The 14146-nt window shown below is 74.3% G+C and carries 13 protein-coding genes; 9 read left to right on the top strand and 4 right to left on the bottom strand.

Going from position 1 to position 14146, the window contains the following annotated elements; translation table 11 throughout:
- Nucleotides 1-58 precede the first annotated feature (58 nt).
- Entirely contained in the window at nt 59-1666 is a 1608-nt protein-coding gene (locus tag ABZU74_RS15615; RefSeq protein ID WP_355423534.1) for an NAD(P)/FAD-dependent oxidoreductase, read from the top strand.
- A gap of 103 nt (nt 1667-1769) precedes the next feature.
- Here the strand turns inward: ABZU74_RS15615 and ABZU74_RS15610 are convergent, their stop codons facing one another.
- From ABZU74_RS15610 to ABZU74_RS15600, 3 genes are all read right to left on the bottom strand, one after another.
- Entirely contained in the window at nt 1770-2537 is a 768-nt protein-coding gene (locus ABZU74_RS15610) for a polyprenol monophosphomannose synthase (RefSeq protein ID WP_355423532.1), read from the bottom strand.
- Between the two features lie 165 nt (nt 2538-2702).
- Nucleotides 2703-3704, bottom strand: coding sequence for an SDR family oxidoreductase (locus ABZU74_RS15605; protein WP_355423529.1), 1002 nt, complete (start codon nt 3702-3704; stop codon nt 2703-2705).
- 2 nt (nt 3705-3706) lie between these two features.
- Nucleotides 3707-4147, bottom strand: a complete 441-nt coding sequence (locus ABZU74_RS15600; protein ID WP_355423526.1) for an SRPBCC family protein — start codon at nt 4145-4147, stop codon at nt 3707-3709.
- A gap of 156 nt (nt 4148-4303) precedes the next feature.
- On the opposite strand from ABZU74_RS15600, the gene ABZU74_RS15595 reads away from it, so the two are divergent.
- Genes ABZU74_RS15595 through ABZU74_RS15560 form a run of 8 tightly spaced genes read left to right on the top strand, consistent with a single transcriptional unit; the run spans nt 4304 to nt 12946 of the window.
- The gene (locus ABZU74_RS15595) at nt 4304-5980 is read left to right on the top strand and encodes an HAD-IIIA family hydrolase (protein ID WP_355423523.1); all 1677 of its coding nucleotides are present in this window, start codon (nt 4304-4306) and stop codon (nt 5978-5980) included.
- On the top strand, nt 5977-6951 hold the full coding sequence (locus ABZU74_RS15590) for a glycosyltransferase (protein WP_355423520.1): 975 nt from the start codon (nt 5977-5979) through the stop codon (nt 6949-6951). The genes ABZU74_RS15595 and ABZU74_RS15590 overlap by 4 nt, the downstream gene beginning before the upstream one ends.
- On the top strand, nt 6936-8153 hold the full coding sequence (locus tag ABZU74_RS15585; RefSeq protein ID WP_355423517.1) for a glycosyltransferase: 1218 nt from the start codon (nt 6936-6938) through the stop codon (nt 8151-8153). The genes ABZU74_RS15590 and ABZU74_RS15585 overlap by 16 nt, the downstream gene beginning before the upstream one ends.
- The gene (locus tag ABZU74_RS15580; RefSeq protein ID WP_355423514.1) at nt 8150-8842 is read left to right on the top strand and encodes an SIS domain-containing protein; all 693 of its coding nucleotides are present in this window, start codon (nt 8150-8152) and stop codon (nt 8840-8842) included. The genes ABZU74_RS15585 and ABZU74_RS15580 overlap by 4 nt, the downstream gene beginning before the upstream one ends.
- A 31-nt stretch (nt 8843-8873) precedes the next feature.
- Nucleotides 8874-10331, top strand: coding sequence for a PfkB family carbohydrate kinase (locus ABZU74_RS15575; protein ID WP_355423818.1), 1458 nt, complete (start codon nt 8874-8876; stop codon nt 10329-10331).
- A complete protein-coding gene (locus ABZU74_RS15570; protein ID WP_355423511.1) occupies nt 10328-11029 on the top strand; it encodes an SDR family oxidoreductase in 702 nt (233 codons plus the stop codon). Before ABZU74_RS15575 ends, ABZU74_RS15570 begins: the two co-directional genes overlap by 4 nt.
- Complete coding sequence (locus ABZU74_RS15565; RefSeq protein WP_355423508.1) at nt 11026-11979, top strand: glycosyltransferase family 9 protein; 954 nt, start codon at nt 11026-11028, stop codon at nt 11977-11979. The genes ABZU74_RS15570 and ABZU74_RS15565 overlap by 4 nt, the downstream gene beginning before the upstream one ends.
- Nucleotides 11963-12946 (top strand): DNA topoisomerase IB, encoded by a 984-nt coding sequence (locus tag ABZU74_RS15560; RefSeq protein WP_355423505.1) that lies wholly within the window; start codon nt 11963-11965, stop codon nt 12944-12946. Before ABZU74_RS15565 ends, ABZU74_RS15560 begins: the two co-directional genes overlap by 17 nt.
- A gap of 156 nt (nt 12947-13102) precedes the next feature.
- Here ABZU74_RS15560 and ABZU74_RS15555 read toward each other — a convergent pair whose 3' ends face one another.
- Nucleotides 13103-14137 carry a helix-turn-helix domain-containing protein gene (locus ABZU74_RS15555; protein ID WP_355423502.1) on the bottom strand — a complete coding sequence of 345 codons (1035 nt, stop codon included), beginning with the start codon at nt 14135-14137 and terminating at the stop codon, nt 13103-13105.
- Nucleotides 14138-14146: the final 9 nt, after the last annotated feature.

The raw sequence follows: 14146 nt of genomic DNA, 5'->3' as shown, positions 1-14146 counted from the left end.
CCGGGCCTCGGCGAGGCAAACGCGTTTCGCCCGGTTGCGCGCCGGGTAGGCGGATCCGATGACAACCACCGCCGCACAGAGCGCGGACGCCGTCATCGTCGGCGCCGGCCACAACGGCCTGGTCGCGGCCAACTTGCTGGCGGACGCCGGCTGGGACGTGGTGGTGCTGGAGGCGACCGCGACGCCCGGCGGCGCGGTCCGCTCCGCCGAGGTCACCGCGCCCGGCTACCTGAGCGACCTCTACAGCTCGTTCTACCCCCTCGGGTACGCCTCGCCGGTGCTGGGCGGCCTCGACCTGGGTCGGCACGGCTTGTCCTGGCGGCACTCGCCGGACGTGCTGGCGCACCTGCTGCCCGACGGTCGGGCTGCGGTGATCAATCGGGACCCGGACGTCACGGCCGCGTCGCTGGAGCAGTTCGCCCCCGGGGACGGCAAGCGCTGGCTCAACGCGTACAGCGACTGGCTCGACGTGGCCGAGCCGATGTTGGAGGCGATCACCTCGCCGTTCCCGCCGGTCCGCGCAGGGGTTGGTCTGCTGCGTCGGTTGCGTGTCGCAGGCGCGCTACGACTCGCGCGCCGGCTCGTGGTGCCGGTCCGCAAACTGGGCGACGAACTCTTCGACGGTCCCGGCGGGCCGGCCCTGCTGGCCGGCTGCGCCCTGCACACCGACCTTTCGCCGGAGGAGGCCGGCTCCGGGGTGTACGGCTGGCTGCTGGCCATGCTCGGCCAGCAGGTCGGCTGGCCGGTGCCCGAAGGCGGCGCGCAGCGGATCACCAACGCGCTGGTGGATCGGCTACAGGCGCGCGGCGGGGCGATCGTCTACGGCGCCCGGGCCGACCGGGTGCTCACCGCCCGGGGCCGGGCGATGGGGGTCCGGACCGTCGGCGGCGCGCTGTGGCGGGCCCGCCGGGCCGTGCTCGCCGACGTCCCGGCGCCGGCGCTCTACCTCGACCTGGTCGGAGCGGCGGCACTGCCGTCCCGGTTGGTGGAGGACCTGGCGCACTTCCGGTGGGACGGTTCCACGCTGAAGGTGGACTGGGCGCTCTCCGCGCCGGTGCCGTGGACCAACAGGCAGCTGCCCGGCGCCGGCACCGTGCACCTCGGCGCGGACCTCAACGGGCTCACCCACTACGCCAGCGAGCTGGCCCGCGGCGAGCTGCCCCGCGAGCCGTTCCTGCTGGTCGGGCAGATGTCGGTGGCGGACCCGAGCCACTCCCCGCCGGGCACCGAGTCGCTCTGGTCGTACACCCATCTGCCGTTCCGGCGGAACTGGCGGGCCGAGGAGGTCGCCGGGCACGTGCAGCGGATGGAGGACGTGCTGGAGGCGGCGGCCCCGGGTTTCCGGAAGCTGGTTGTCGGCCGGCACGTGGCCGGGCCGGCCGACCTGGAGAAGGGCAACCCGAGCCTGGTCGGTGGCGCGGTCGGCGGCGGGACCGCCGCCGCGTACCAGCAGCTCTTCCTGCGCCCGATTCCCGGTCTGGGCCGGGCGGACACCCCGGTGGACCGGCTCTTCCTGGCCAGCTCGTCGGCGCACCCCGGCGGCGGTGTGCACGGCGCACCGGGTGCGAACGCGGCCCGTGCGGCGCTGGCCCGCGACCGCGCGCTCACCGGCCGCGCCTACGCCGCAGCCATCGCCACAGCCCACCGAACCATCTACTCCGACTGACCCCACCGAGCCGTCGAGAGCCGCGGTGATCAAGAGGTTCGCGTCAGACGTGCCGGCGCTGGCGACGCAAACCTCTCGATCACCCGGTCGGGATGGGCGGGGATCAGCGGGTGATGTTGCGGTGCTTGCTGCGCAGGCGGAACGGCATCAGGGCGCTCTCCACCTTGGTCGCGGTGGTCATCTTGGAGATGCCGTCGCGCCGCTCCTCGAAGCGGATCGGCACCTCCAGGATGGTGTGCCCCAGCTTGGTGGCGAGGTAGTGCATCTCCACCTGGAAGCTGTAGCCGTTGGACTGCACCCGCTCCAGGTCGATGTCGCGCAGGGCGTCGGCCCGCCAGATCTTGAAGCCGGCGGTGAGGTCCCGGATGCGCACCCGCAGCAGGGTGTGCACGTAGAGGTTCGCCCAGCCACTGAGCGCCCGGCGGTAGAGCGGCCAGTTCTCGTCCAGCTCGCCGCCGGGCACGTACCGGGAACCGATCACCACGCTGGCCTGGGTGGAGAGCAGCGCGCCCAGCATCCCCGGCAGCGCCTCCGGCGGGTGCGAGAGGTCGGCGTCCATCTGCGCCACGTACTCGGCGCCGCCCTCGATGGCCCGACTCATCCCGTCCACGTACGCCCGGCCGAGGCCCTCCTTGCCGGCGCGGTGCACGACCTCGATCCGGTCGGGGTGCTCGATGGCCAGCTTGTCCGCCACCTCCCCGGTGCCGTCGGGGGAGTTGTCGTCGGCGACGAGGATGCGCAGCCCCGGCAGCGGCAGCGCGAGCAGCCGCTCGACAAGCGCCGGGAGGTTGCCCGCCTCGTTGTAAGTGGGCACGACGACGGTCAGGCGTGCGTCCCGCCACGGCGACGGCAACTGCACCGGCTTGATCATGTCGGTCATCCTCGGTTTGCGGACAAGGGTCATGGAAAGGGTATCCAGTTGCCGCATTCGCTCAGAGGGAGGCACCCCTCCCCGGCGTTGCGGGCCGTCGGCGCCCACCGTGTGCGGGCGTCGAATCCCTGGTCAGGGGCTTGCGCTGGGTCCGGTCCGGGCTGCTCAGCGGCGACGGCGGGCGACAGCGGTGAGGGTAAGCGCCGCGACGGCGAGCGCGACACCGGAGAGCGCCGGCTTGTGCGTGCCCACCCAGAGCGCCGCGGAACGGTCGCGTGCCTGTTCGAGGAACACGCCCGCGGTGCCCCGGTCCGTATCCGCATCGCGAGGATGGTCGAGATTGTCCCGCCAGGTCGCCGGATCGATCTCCTCGCCGGTCTGCTGGCTGTCGTAGCCGTCCCGGGCCAGCTTCCGGTCCAGCAGGCCGGGGAACAGGGCGTCGGCCAGCCGGGCCTGCCAGGTCGGGCCGCCCACGTTCAACTCCCTGGTGCCGCGATCGGCGGCCCAGACGATGGCCCGGGCGGCCAGCTCCGGCGTGAAGATCGGCGGCACCGGCTGCGGATGCCGGGGCAGCCGGGTACGGACCCAGGAGAACTGCGGCGTGTTGACCGCGGGCAGCTGCACCATCGACAACTTCACCCCCGGGCAGTCGTGCAGCAGCTCGGCGCGCAGCGAGTCGTTGAACCCCTGGACGGCGTGCTTGCTCGCGCAGTACGCCGACTGCAGCGGGATCCCCCGGTAGGCCAACGCCGAGCCCACCTGCACGATCGTGCCCCGCCCGTGCGCCCGCATGTGCCGCAGCGCGGCGAGGGTGCCATGCACCGTACCCAGGTAGGTGACCTCGGTGACCCGGTGGAACTCACGAGCCGGAATCTCCCAGGCCGGCGCGAACACCGATGCCATCGCGTTGTTGACCCACACGTCGATGCCGCCCCAGCGGTGCACCACGTCGTCGGCGGCCTGCTGCACCGCGCCCGCGTCGGCCACGTCGACCCGGTACACGCGCACATCGGTGGCGCCGCGCATCCGGCACTCCCGCTCGGCGGCGACCAGACCCGCCTCGCCCCGAGCCAGCAGCGCCAACCGGGCACCGCGCTCCGCGTACGCGTGGGCGACGGCCCGGCCGACGCCGGCGCTCGCGCCGGTCACCACCACGGTCCGGGTCACAGTCACCCCTTCTGTCGGGTGGCGATGTCGGAGAGCCGGGCCAGCGTCTCCCGGTTGCGCCGGTGCAGCACGAGATCGTTGACCTTGTTGTGAATCCAGCGCAGCGGGCCGGCGGCGAAGTCCTCCCCGATGCGTACCCGGGTGGCGCCGTCGCCGACCGGTTGCAGGGTGAAGGCCACGATCGCCTCGCCCGCCGGCCAGAGCCCGGCCTTGAGCACGAGCCGGTGCGGCGGTTCGCAGACCAGCACCGTCGAGGCGTCCTGCAGGGAGAACGGCCAGGGCCCGGCGCGGTGGTGCAGTTGGCTGCCCACCCGGGGCCAGGCGTCGTCCACGTCCCGCACGTGCGCCGTGCCGACCACCCAGTCGCTGTACGTCCATCCGTCCGCGAGCACGTCGAACACCTGCTGCGGGGAAGCGTCGATCACTTTCTCCACAATCGCCACCGGGATCCCATACCCGGAGGACGGCACGGGCTAACGGCTGACCGGGTTAGCTTCTCCGGGGCGGCGGGTAAGGCCGACCCGGGGCATCGCCGGCGGCGCTGGCCCAGCGCCTCGACAGCGACGTTTACTCCTCGGGGCGCAGGGAACCCGCCGGCTGTGCGACAGGACCAGGAGGATCCGTATCAGCGCAGGTCAGCCCAGGTGTACGCCGCTGCTGACCGCGCCGGTTCCGGGTCTGTCGCAAGCCCCCGACAGGTGCTCTACGACGCGGTGCTGCTGGACCGCGACGGCACCCTGATCGAGGACGTGCCGTACAACGGCGACCCGGAGAAGGTGCGGCCGGTGCCGGGCGCGCGGGCGGCGCTGGACCGTCTGCGCGCGGCCGGGCTGCGGCTGGCGGTCGTCACGAACCAGTCGGGCCTGGCCCGGGGTTACTTCACCGGTGAGCAGATGCGGGCGGTGCACGCCCGCGTCGAGGAGCTGTTGGGCCGGTTCGACGCCTGGCTGGTCTGCCCGCACGACGACGCCGACGGCTGTGACTGCCGCAAGCCGGCGCCCGGCCTGGTGTACGCCGCCGCCCGCGAGTTGGGCACCACCGCGTCCCGGTGCGTGCTGGTCGGCGACATCGGCCGGGACGTCGGCGCCGCGCTGGCCGCCGGGGCCGCCGGGGTGCTGGTGCCCACCCCGGTGACCCGGCCGGAGGAGATCGCCGCCGCCGGGTGGGTGGCCACCGATCTGCCGGCGGCGGTAGCGGAGATCCTGCGCCGACAACAGGCAGTGCAGCCCTCGACCCCGCCCACCGCACCGGTACGGACGGCGCTTGTGGTCCGCTCGGATTCGGCGGGTGACGTGCTGGTCACCGGCCCGGCGATTCGGGCCGTCGCGGCCGGCGCGGAGCGGGTGGTGCTCTTGTGCGGGCCGCGCGGCCGGGCCGCCGCCAACCTGTTGCCCGGCGTCGACGAGATCATCGAGCATCCGCTGCCGTGGATCGACCCCACGCCGGGGCCGGTCGACCCGGAGGCCATGCGGAGCCTGACCGCGCGCCTGGGCGCGGTCGGCGTGGACCAGGCGGTGGTGTTCACCTCGTTCCACCAGTCCGCCCTGCCGTTGGCGCTGCTGTTGCGGATGGCGGGGATCGACCGGATCGCGGCGATCAGCGACGACTATCCGGGCTCCCTCCTGGACATCCGGCACCGGGTGCCGGGCGGCGTTCCCGAACCCGAACGTGCCCTCTCCCTGGCCGCCGCCGCCGGCCACCGACTGCCCGACGGCGACGAACCCGTCCTCCGGCTCCGCCGCGACGCCGTGCCGCCGCGCCCGGCCGGTCTCGGCGATCCGGGGTACGTGGTGCTGCACCCCGGGTCGGCCGCGTCGAGCCGGGCCTGCCCGCCCGAGGTGGCGACCCGGATCGTCGGGGCGCTGACCGACGCGGGGCACCGGGTGCTGGTCACCGGCGGCCGGGACGAGCGCGCGGTCACCGCCCGGGTCGCCGCGGCCGGCGGCACCGACCTGGGCGGCAGCACCGACCTGGCCGGGCTGGCGGCGATCGTCGCGGACGCCGGCGCGGTCGTGGTCGGCAACACCGGGCCCGCGCACCTGGCGGCCGCTGCCGGAGTGCCGGTCGTGAGTCTCTTCGCGCCGACCGTCCCGTTCGGCCAGTGGGGGCCCTACCGGGTGCCCACTGTCCGGCTCGGCGACGCCGCAGCGCCCTGCCGGGACACCCGGGCGGCCAGCTGCCCGGTCCCCGGGCATCCCTGCCTCAGCGGGGTCGACCCGGACGAGGTGGTCGACGCGCTCCGGACGCTCGCCGTCAGCGGTGGTGGCAGCCAATGAACATCCTGCTCTGGCACGTGCACGGCTCCTGGACCACGTCGTTCGTGCACGGCAGCCACCGCTACCTGATTCCCACCACACCCGACCGTGGCCCGTACGGCCTCGGCCGGGCCCGCACCTACCCGTGGCCGGACAGCGCGGTCGAGGTCAGCCCGGAGGAGCTGCCGGACGCCGACGTCGACGTGGTCATCCTGCAACGCCCTGAGGAGATCGACCGGGCCGAGGAGTGGCTTCGCCGTCGCCCCGGCCGCGACCTTCCCGCGATCTACGTCGAACACAACACCCCCAAGGGCGACGTGCCCAACACCCGCCACCCGATGGCCGACCGCGACGACCTGCTCATCGCCCACGTCACCGGGTTCAACCAGATATTCTGGGACACCGGCGCCACCCGCACCACAGTCGTCGATCACGGCATCGTCGCCCCCTCCGCGTCCTACAGCGGCGAGTTGGACCGACTCGCCGTGGTGATCAACGAGCCGGTCCGGCGAGGTCGGGTCACCGGCACCGACCTGCTGCCCCAGTTCGCCGAGATCGCACCGCTCGACGTGTTCGGCATGGGCGTCGCCGGTCTGGCCGACCACCTCGGGCTGCCGGCCGACCGGCTCACCAGCCACGACGACGTGCCCCAGGACCGGATGCACGCCGAGCTGGCCCGGCGGCGGGCGTACCTGCACCTGTGCCGATGGACCTCCCTCGGGCTCAGCCTCATCGAGGCGATGGCGATCGGCATGCCCGTCGTCGCGCTCGCCACCACCGAGGCGGTGGTGGCGGTGCCCCCGGAGGCGGGGGCGCTCGCCACCCGGACCGACACCCTGCTCGACGCCGCCCGCCGGTTCATCACCGAACCGGCGACCGCGCGTCAGGCCGGAGCGGCGGCGCGAACCGCCGCGCGCGACAGGTACGGCCTCGACCGTTTCCTCGCTGACTGGGACCGGCTGCTGGAGGAGGAAGTATGCGGATCGCGATGATCTCGGAGCACGCCAGCCCGCTCGCCGTCCTCGGAGGGGAGGATGCCGGCGGCCAGAACACGCACGTCGCGGAGCTGTCCGCCGCGCTCGCCGCCGCCGGGCACGAGGTGCGGGTCTACACCCGCCGGGACGCGCCCGACCTGCCGGTGACCGTCCGCAGCCCGGACGGGTACGACGTGGTGCACGTGCCGGCCGGCCCGGCCGAGCCGGTGGCCAAGGACGCGCTGCTGCCACACATGCGGGAGTTCAGCAACTGGTTGATCGAGCGCTGGCGCGGCGGCGACTGGGTGCCCGAGGTGATCCACGCGCACTTCTGGATGAGCGGTCTGGCCGGGCTGACCGCCGGCCGGCAGACCGGGGTGCCGGTGGTGCAGACGTACCACGCGCTGGGCACTGTGAAGCGCCGCTACCAGGGTGTGCAGGACACCAGCCCGGCCCGACGGGTCTCCTACGAGCGGGAGCTGGGCCGCTCGGTGGACCGGGTCGTCGCGCAGTGCCGCGACGAGGTGGGCGAGCTGGTCCGGATGGGGGTGCCCCGGTCCCGGATGACAGTGGTGCCCTCCGGGGTCAACCTCACCACCTTCGCCCCGCTCGGGCCGGCCGCCGACCGGGAACCGGGACGGGCCCGCATCCTCACAGTGGGTCGGCTGGTCGAACGCAAGGGCTTCCAGACCGTGATCCGCGCGATGGCACTGGTCCCGGACGCCGAGTGCCTGGTCGTCGGCGGCCCACCCGAGGGGCTGTTGGAGACCGACCCGTACGCCCGCCGGCTGCGGGCCCTCGCGGAGTCGTGCGGGGTGGCAGACCGGGTGCACCTGGTCGGCGCGGTGCCCCGGGAGGAGATGGGCCGCTGGTACCGCTCGGCGGACCTGCTGGTCGCGGCGCCCTGGTACGAGCCGTTCGGGTTGACCCCGCTGGAGGCGATGGCCTGTGGGGTGCCCGTCGTCGGCACGGCGGTGGGTGGCATCCGGGACACAGTGCTCGACGGGACGACAGGTGACCTCGTGCCGGCCCGGGACCCCCACGCGTTGGCCACCGCGATCCAGGGGTTGCTCGACGACCGGATCAGGCGCTTCTCGTACGCGACGGCGGCCCGGGAGCGGGCCCGGGCGCGGTACTCGTGGGCGGTCACCGCCGAGCGGCTGGTCGAGGTCTACAGCGAGGTGGCCGCCGTGCGTCGGCCCACCCGGGTGGTGGCTTGATGCCGACGGGCAGCCTGCTCGACACCCACCTGACGAATCTCGCCGCGGCGCTGGTGCCGTACCGGCGGTGTGAGCGACAGCTGGCGCGCTGGGGTGCGGACCTGGCCCACCGGCTGGCCGCCGGGGGTCGCCTGCTGGTCGCCGGCAACGGCGGCAGCGCCGCCGAAGCCCAGCACCTCACCGCCGAGTTGGTCGGCAAGCTGCACGACGACCGTCAGCCGCTGTCAGCGATCGCCCTGCACGCCGAGACGAGCGCGCTCACCGCCATCGCCAACGACTACGGCTACGGCGACGTGTACGCCCGCCAGGTGCGCGCCCACGGCCGCCCGGGCGACATCCTGCTGCTGCTGAGCACCAGCGGAACCAGCCCCAACCTGGTCGCCGCCGCGCAGGCCGCCCGCGACGTCGGGGTGACCACCTGGGCGCTCACCGGCGTCGCCCCCAATCCGCTCGCCGACGCCTGCGACGACGTGCTGGCCGTCGCGTCCCCGGACACCCAGGTCGTCCAGGAGCTGCACCTGGTGACCAGTCATCTGCTCTGCGAGTACCTCGAACAGGAGTTGCCCGCCGCGCTGGGGGCAGTCGCCGATCCGGTGGTCGTCCACCCCGGGTCGGCGGAGCCGGCACCGGTGCGTACCGGGGTCGAGGTGGTGCTCGGCGGCGGGACCGGACAGCAGGTCGACGCGTGAGGATGAGGAGGCAAGCGTGAGGGGACCTGTGGTGGTGCTCGGGGACACCCTGCTCGACCGGGACGTGGAAGGTGTGGTGAACCGGCTCTGCCCGGATTCCCCGGTGCCGGTGCTCGACGAGACCGCGGCCACCGACCGACCCGGGGGCGCCGGGCTGGCGGCGGTGTTCGCCGCCGCGCAGGGCGCCGAGGTGGTGTTGGTGACCGCGCTCGCCGACGACGCCGGCGGGGCCCGGCTGTCCGCTCTGCTGGCCGCCGCCGGCGTGCAGGTGTTTCCACTTGCCCTCTCCGGCGCCACGCCGGAGAAGATCCGGCTGCGGGCCCGGGGGCGGGTGCTGCTGCGCCACGACCGGGGCGGCACGTCCGGGGAGCCGGGCCAGCCCTCCGACGAGGTGCTCCGGGTGATCGGCGCGGCCTCGGCGGTGCTGGTCAGCGACTACGGCAGGGGAGTGGCCCGGCAGCCCGCGCTGCGCGACGCGTTGGCCACCACCCGCGCGCCGGTGGTGTGGGACCCGCACCCGCGCGGCCCGGCGGCGGTGCCCGGCGTACACCTGGCCACCCCGAACGAGTCCGAGGTGCGCGAGTTGGTCCCCGCGCTGCCCGGGGCCTCCCGCCTGGCCACCGCGTCCCGCGGCGCCCAGGGGCTACGGCGGCGCTGGCGGGCCGGCGCGGTCGCGGTGACGCTGGGCGGTGACGGAGCGCTGCTCTGCCACGCCGGGTCGACGCCGCTCGTGGTGCCGACACCGGGTAGTGCCGAGGGGGACACCTGCGGTGCCGGTGACCGGTTCGCGGCGGCGGCCAGCCTCGCGCTGGCCCAGGGCGCGCTGGTCTCGGAGGCGGTGCAGGTGGCGGTCGCCGAGGCGTCCGCGTACGTGGCGGGTGGGGGAGTGGCGACGGCGCTGCCTCCGTCGGCGCCCGCGGTGCGCGCGGGGAGCGGGTTGGGGTCGCGAACCGCACAGGCGCGCACGCGAGGCGGCGCGGTGACCGCGGGGGTGGCCGACCGGGTGGGGGTCGCGGCCGTCGCCACGCTCCTGGCCGAGGTGCGCGCCGCGGGTGGCACAGTGGTGGCGACCGGCGGCTGCTTCGACCTGCTGCACGCCGGGCACGTGGCCACCCTGGAGGCGGCCCGTCAGCTCGGCGACTGCCTGATCGTCTGCCTGAACTCCGACGGCAGCGTGGCGGGGTTGAAGGGGCCGGACCGGCCGGTGCAGTCCGAAGCTGACCGCGGTCGGTTGCTGGCCGCCCTGGGCTGCGTCGACGCGGTCCTCATCTTCGACGAGCCGACCCCGGAGGCGGCCCTGTCCTGGGTACGCCCCGACGTCTGGGTCAAGGGCGGCGACTACGCCACCGGCGGTGGGGACGCGAGCGCCACCCTGCCGGAGGCGGAGGTCCTACGCCGCTGGGGTGGGAACACGGTGGTGGTGCCCTACCTGGACGGTCGTTCCACCACCGACCTGATCGTCCGCACGCTCGCGGAGCGGCCCCGATGACCGCCACGCGGCCCGAGGCCGGGCCCACCGTCCTGGTCACCGGCGGCGCCAGCGGGCTCGGCGCCGCGGTGGTCGCGGCTGTCGCCGCGTCCGGTGGCCGACCGCTCGTGCTGGACCGGCAGCCGCCGGTCGACGGGGTGTCCTGGACCGAGTGCGACCTGGCCGACACGCGAGCCGCCGAGGTGGCCACCCAGCACATCGCCGAGCAGGCCGGTGGCCTGGACGCGGTGGTCACCGCCGCCGGGACGGACGTGCCGGGCCGGCTCGCCGACGTGCCGGGGGAGACCTGGGACCGCATCGTCGCCGTCGACCTGCTGGCGACCGCGGCGGTGATCCGGGCCGCGCTGCCGTTCCTGCTGACCTCCCGGGGCCGCATCGTCACGGTCGCCTCCACCCTGGGCGTCAAGGCGGTCAGCGACGCCACCGCCTACTGCGCGGCGAAGTTCGGGGTGGTGGGTTTCACCCGAGCCCTCGCCGCCGAGCTGGCCGGTCAGGTCGGCGTCACCCTGCTCATTCCGGGCGGGATGCGCACCGCGTTCTTCGACGAGCGTGACCCGCAGTACAAGCCGGGGCCGGACGCGATCCTCAACGAGCCCGCCGACACCGCCGCCGCGATCATGTTCGCGCTCAACCAGCCGCCCGGTTGCGCGGTGCGCGAGATGGTGGTCTGCGCCGAGCAGGAGACCTCGTACCCGTGATCCTCGTGCTGCGCGCCCTCGGCGTCGGCGACCTGGTGACCGCGGTGCCCGCGCTGCGGGCGCTGCGGGCCGCGTACCCGTCGCGGGAGCTGGCGCTCGCCGCGCCCGGCTGGCTGGCCCCCCTTGTCGACCTGGTCGGTGGCGTCGACCGGCTGGTGGATACCACCGGGCTGGATCGACCCCTCCGGGTGGGGACGGCCCCGCGGGTCGCGGTGAACCTGCACGGGCGCGGCCCGCAGTCGCACCGGCTGCTCGCGGCCACCCGGCCCGGTCGGCTGCTCGCCTTCGCCAGCCCGGACGCCGGCTTCGCCGACGGCCCGCGCTGGGCCGTCGACGAGCACGAGGTGGATCGGTGGTGCCGGCTGCTGTCCTGGTACGACATCCCGGCCGACCGCGCTGACCTCAGCCTGCGTCGGCCCGCCTCGGCGGGGCTGCCCAGCGGTGTCACACTGCTGCACCCGGGCAGCAAGATCCCGGCCAAGCGGTGGCCCGCCGAGCGGTTCGCGGCGCTGGCCCGGGCGCTGACCGGCCAGGGGCACCGGGTGCTGCTCACCGGGTCGGCCGACGAACGGGCGTTGGCCTCCCGGGTGGCCGAGGCGGCGGGTCTGAGCTCGCACGCCGTCCTCGCCGGCCGGACCGACCTCGGCGCGCTCGCCGCGCTGGTGGCCGACGCCCGGCTGGTGGTCAGCGGGGACACCGGGGTCGCCCACCTGGCCACCGGGTACGGCACCCCGTCGGTCGTCCTCTTCGGGCCGGTGCCACCGGCGCACTGGGGGCCACCACCGGACCGGCCACGGCACCGGGTGCTCTGGGCCGGCGAGGCGGATTGGCCCGGGTGGGACGGGGTAGGAAGCCACCCGACGATGGCGGCTCTGCGCCTTGACGAGGTGCTGACCGCCGTGGCCGAGGTGGAGAGGGTGGTGCGGGTCTCCGGTGCGGTTGCGGCGTAGCGACCCGGGTCGACCGGGGTACGGACGGCGTCGGCGCGGACGGGGTTGGCTGTTCGTCGACCCGTCCGGGGCTCCGGTGCGGGATCCGGATGTCCTGGCCCGGCTGCGGGAGTTGGTCATCCCGCCGGCCTGGCAGGACGTGTGGATCGCGCCGCACCCGAACGGGCACATCCAGGCGATCGGGATCGACGCCGCGGGTCGCAAGCAGTACGTCTACCACCCGCGGTGGCGGGAGAAGCAGGACGAGGCGAAGTTCGACCACATGCTGGAGGTGGCCCGGCGGCTGCCGACGCTGCGCGAACGGGTGGGGCGCGACCTGGACGGCCGTGGACTGGGCCGGGACCGGGTGCTGGCGACTGTGGCCCGACTGCTGGACATGGGGATGTTCCGGGTCGGCAGCGACCAGTACGCGAACGGCGACGACCCGACGTACGGGGTGTCCACCCTGCGCCCCGAGCATGCCCGGTCCCGACGCGGCTGCGTGGTGTTCGTGTTTCCCGCGAAGGGGGGCATCGAGCAGGTACGCAGGATCGAGGACCCGGAGCTGTGCCAGGTGCTTGTCAATCTGCGCCGTCGTCGGCGACGGGCGGAACGGCTGTTCGGCTACTGGGACGGTCGGGAGTGGCGCGACGTGCGCAGCGACGAGGTCAACGGCTACCTGCGCGACGCCAGCGGTGGGGAGATGACCGCGAAGGACTTCCGCACCTGGCACGCCACGGTGCTCGCGGCCACCGAGCTGGCCACCGTCGGCCCGGCCCGCTCGGTGACCGCCCGGCGCAGGGCGGTGGTCGCCGTGATGCGTGAGGTGGCGGATCTGCTGGGCAACACGCCGACGGTGGCTCGGGCGTCGTACGTGGACCCTCGGGTGGTCGACCTCTACCACGACGGGGTGGTGGCGTCGGTGGATCCGCAGGCGCCTCGTGAGGAGGCGGAGCGGGTCGTCCTGAAGCTGCTGGAGGGGGCCTGACCGGCCCCGTCGGCGGTCCTGGGGGGGAAACGCGACGGGACCGGAGCCTCGGGCGTGAGCGGGGTGCCACCGGGCGGCCGCCCGCCGCTCGCGCGGCGGGCGCCTCGCCACGGCCCCCGTTGGCGGCCTACCAGGCGATGGCCGGCCGCGTTGGTGTCAGTCTGCCGGCAGCGAGTTGACGGTGGATGCCTGGCGGTTGACGATCCGCGCCAAATCCGAGCCACTGTCGCGGTGTTCTTGCGGGGTGGTCCCGTACGCGGTCCGGAATGCCCGGCTGAAGTGGGCCTTGTCGGTGAATCCCCACCGCGCCGCGACGGTCTGCACGGTGTGGTTGCGCAGCGCCGGGTCGGTCAGGTCGCGCCGGCACCGGGCCAACCGCAGATCCCGGATGTACGACGCCACAGTGGTGTCCTCGGCCTCGAACAACCGGTGCAGGGACCGCACCGAGATGTGGTGCGCGTCGGCGACGACCTGCGGGCCGAGCGTCGCGTCGCCGAGGTGGCGGTGGATGTACGACTGCACCTGGGTGAGCAGCGCCCGGCGGCGGACCTCGGTGGGTACGGCGTCCTCGGCGACGAGATGCCGGCCGAGCATGGTGGTGGCCAGGTCGAGCCCCACCGCGCCGAGCCGGCTGGCGTCGGCGGCATGGTACTGCTCGGGGTGTCCGGTCACCTGGAGCAGGAACTGCGCCAGCAGCGCCCCGATCCCCTCGCTGCCGGACATCCGGCCGCCGTAGAGCGCGGCCATTCGCTGCGGCGGTAGCGGCAGCGCGGCGTGCGGGATCAGCGTGATGATCGAGGTCGCGTCCTCGCGCTCCGGCTCGATGGCGTGGTGGCACACGTCGTGCGGCCGGGACCCGTCGTAGAAGGTGAACTCGCCGGCCAGGATCTCGCTGCGCCGACCGTCCTGGCTGGACGTGCCGATGCCGCCGGTGGTGAGGGCGAGGATGTACAGCTCCGGGTCGGACTGACGGACCAGCTTCCGGGTGCGGGTGGCGTCCAGCGACGGGTAGCGGTATTCCACCAGTTGGATCGGGCCGAGCGCGATGAAGTCGGCGCGGGCGGCGAAGTCGTCGCTGTGCGGGGACTGGATGCGCAGCGGCGCCGAGGTGCGCGCCACCAGGTCCAGCCACATGCCGAACCGTTCGCCAGGTGGCAGGACGGTGGTGTCGATGGTGTCTCTCGGTAGCATCCGGCTCCC

This window comes from Micromonospora sp. NPDC005171 (assembly GCF_040608575.1).
In the GTDB taxonomy this organism is placed as follows: domain Bacteria; phylum Actinomycetota; class Actinomycetes; order Mycobacteriales; family Micromonosporaceae; genus Micromonospora.
This window is presented reverse-complemented; position numbering and strand designations above follow the sequence as displayed.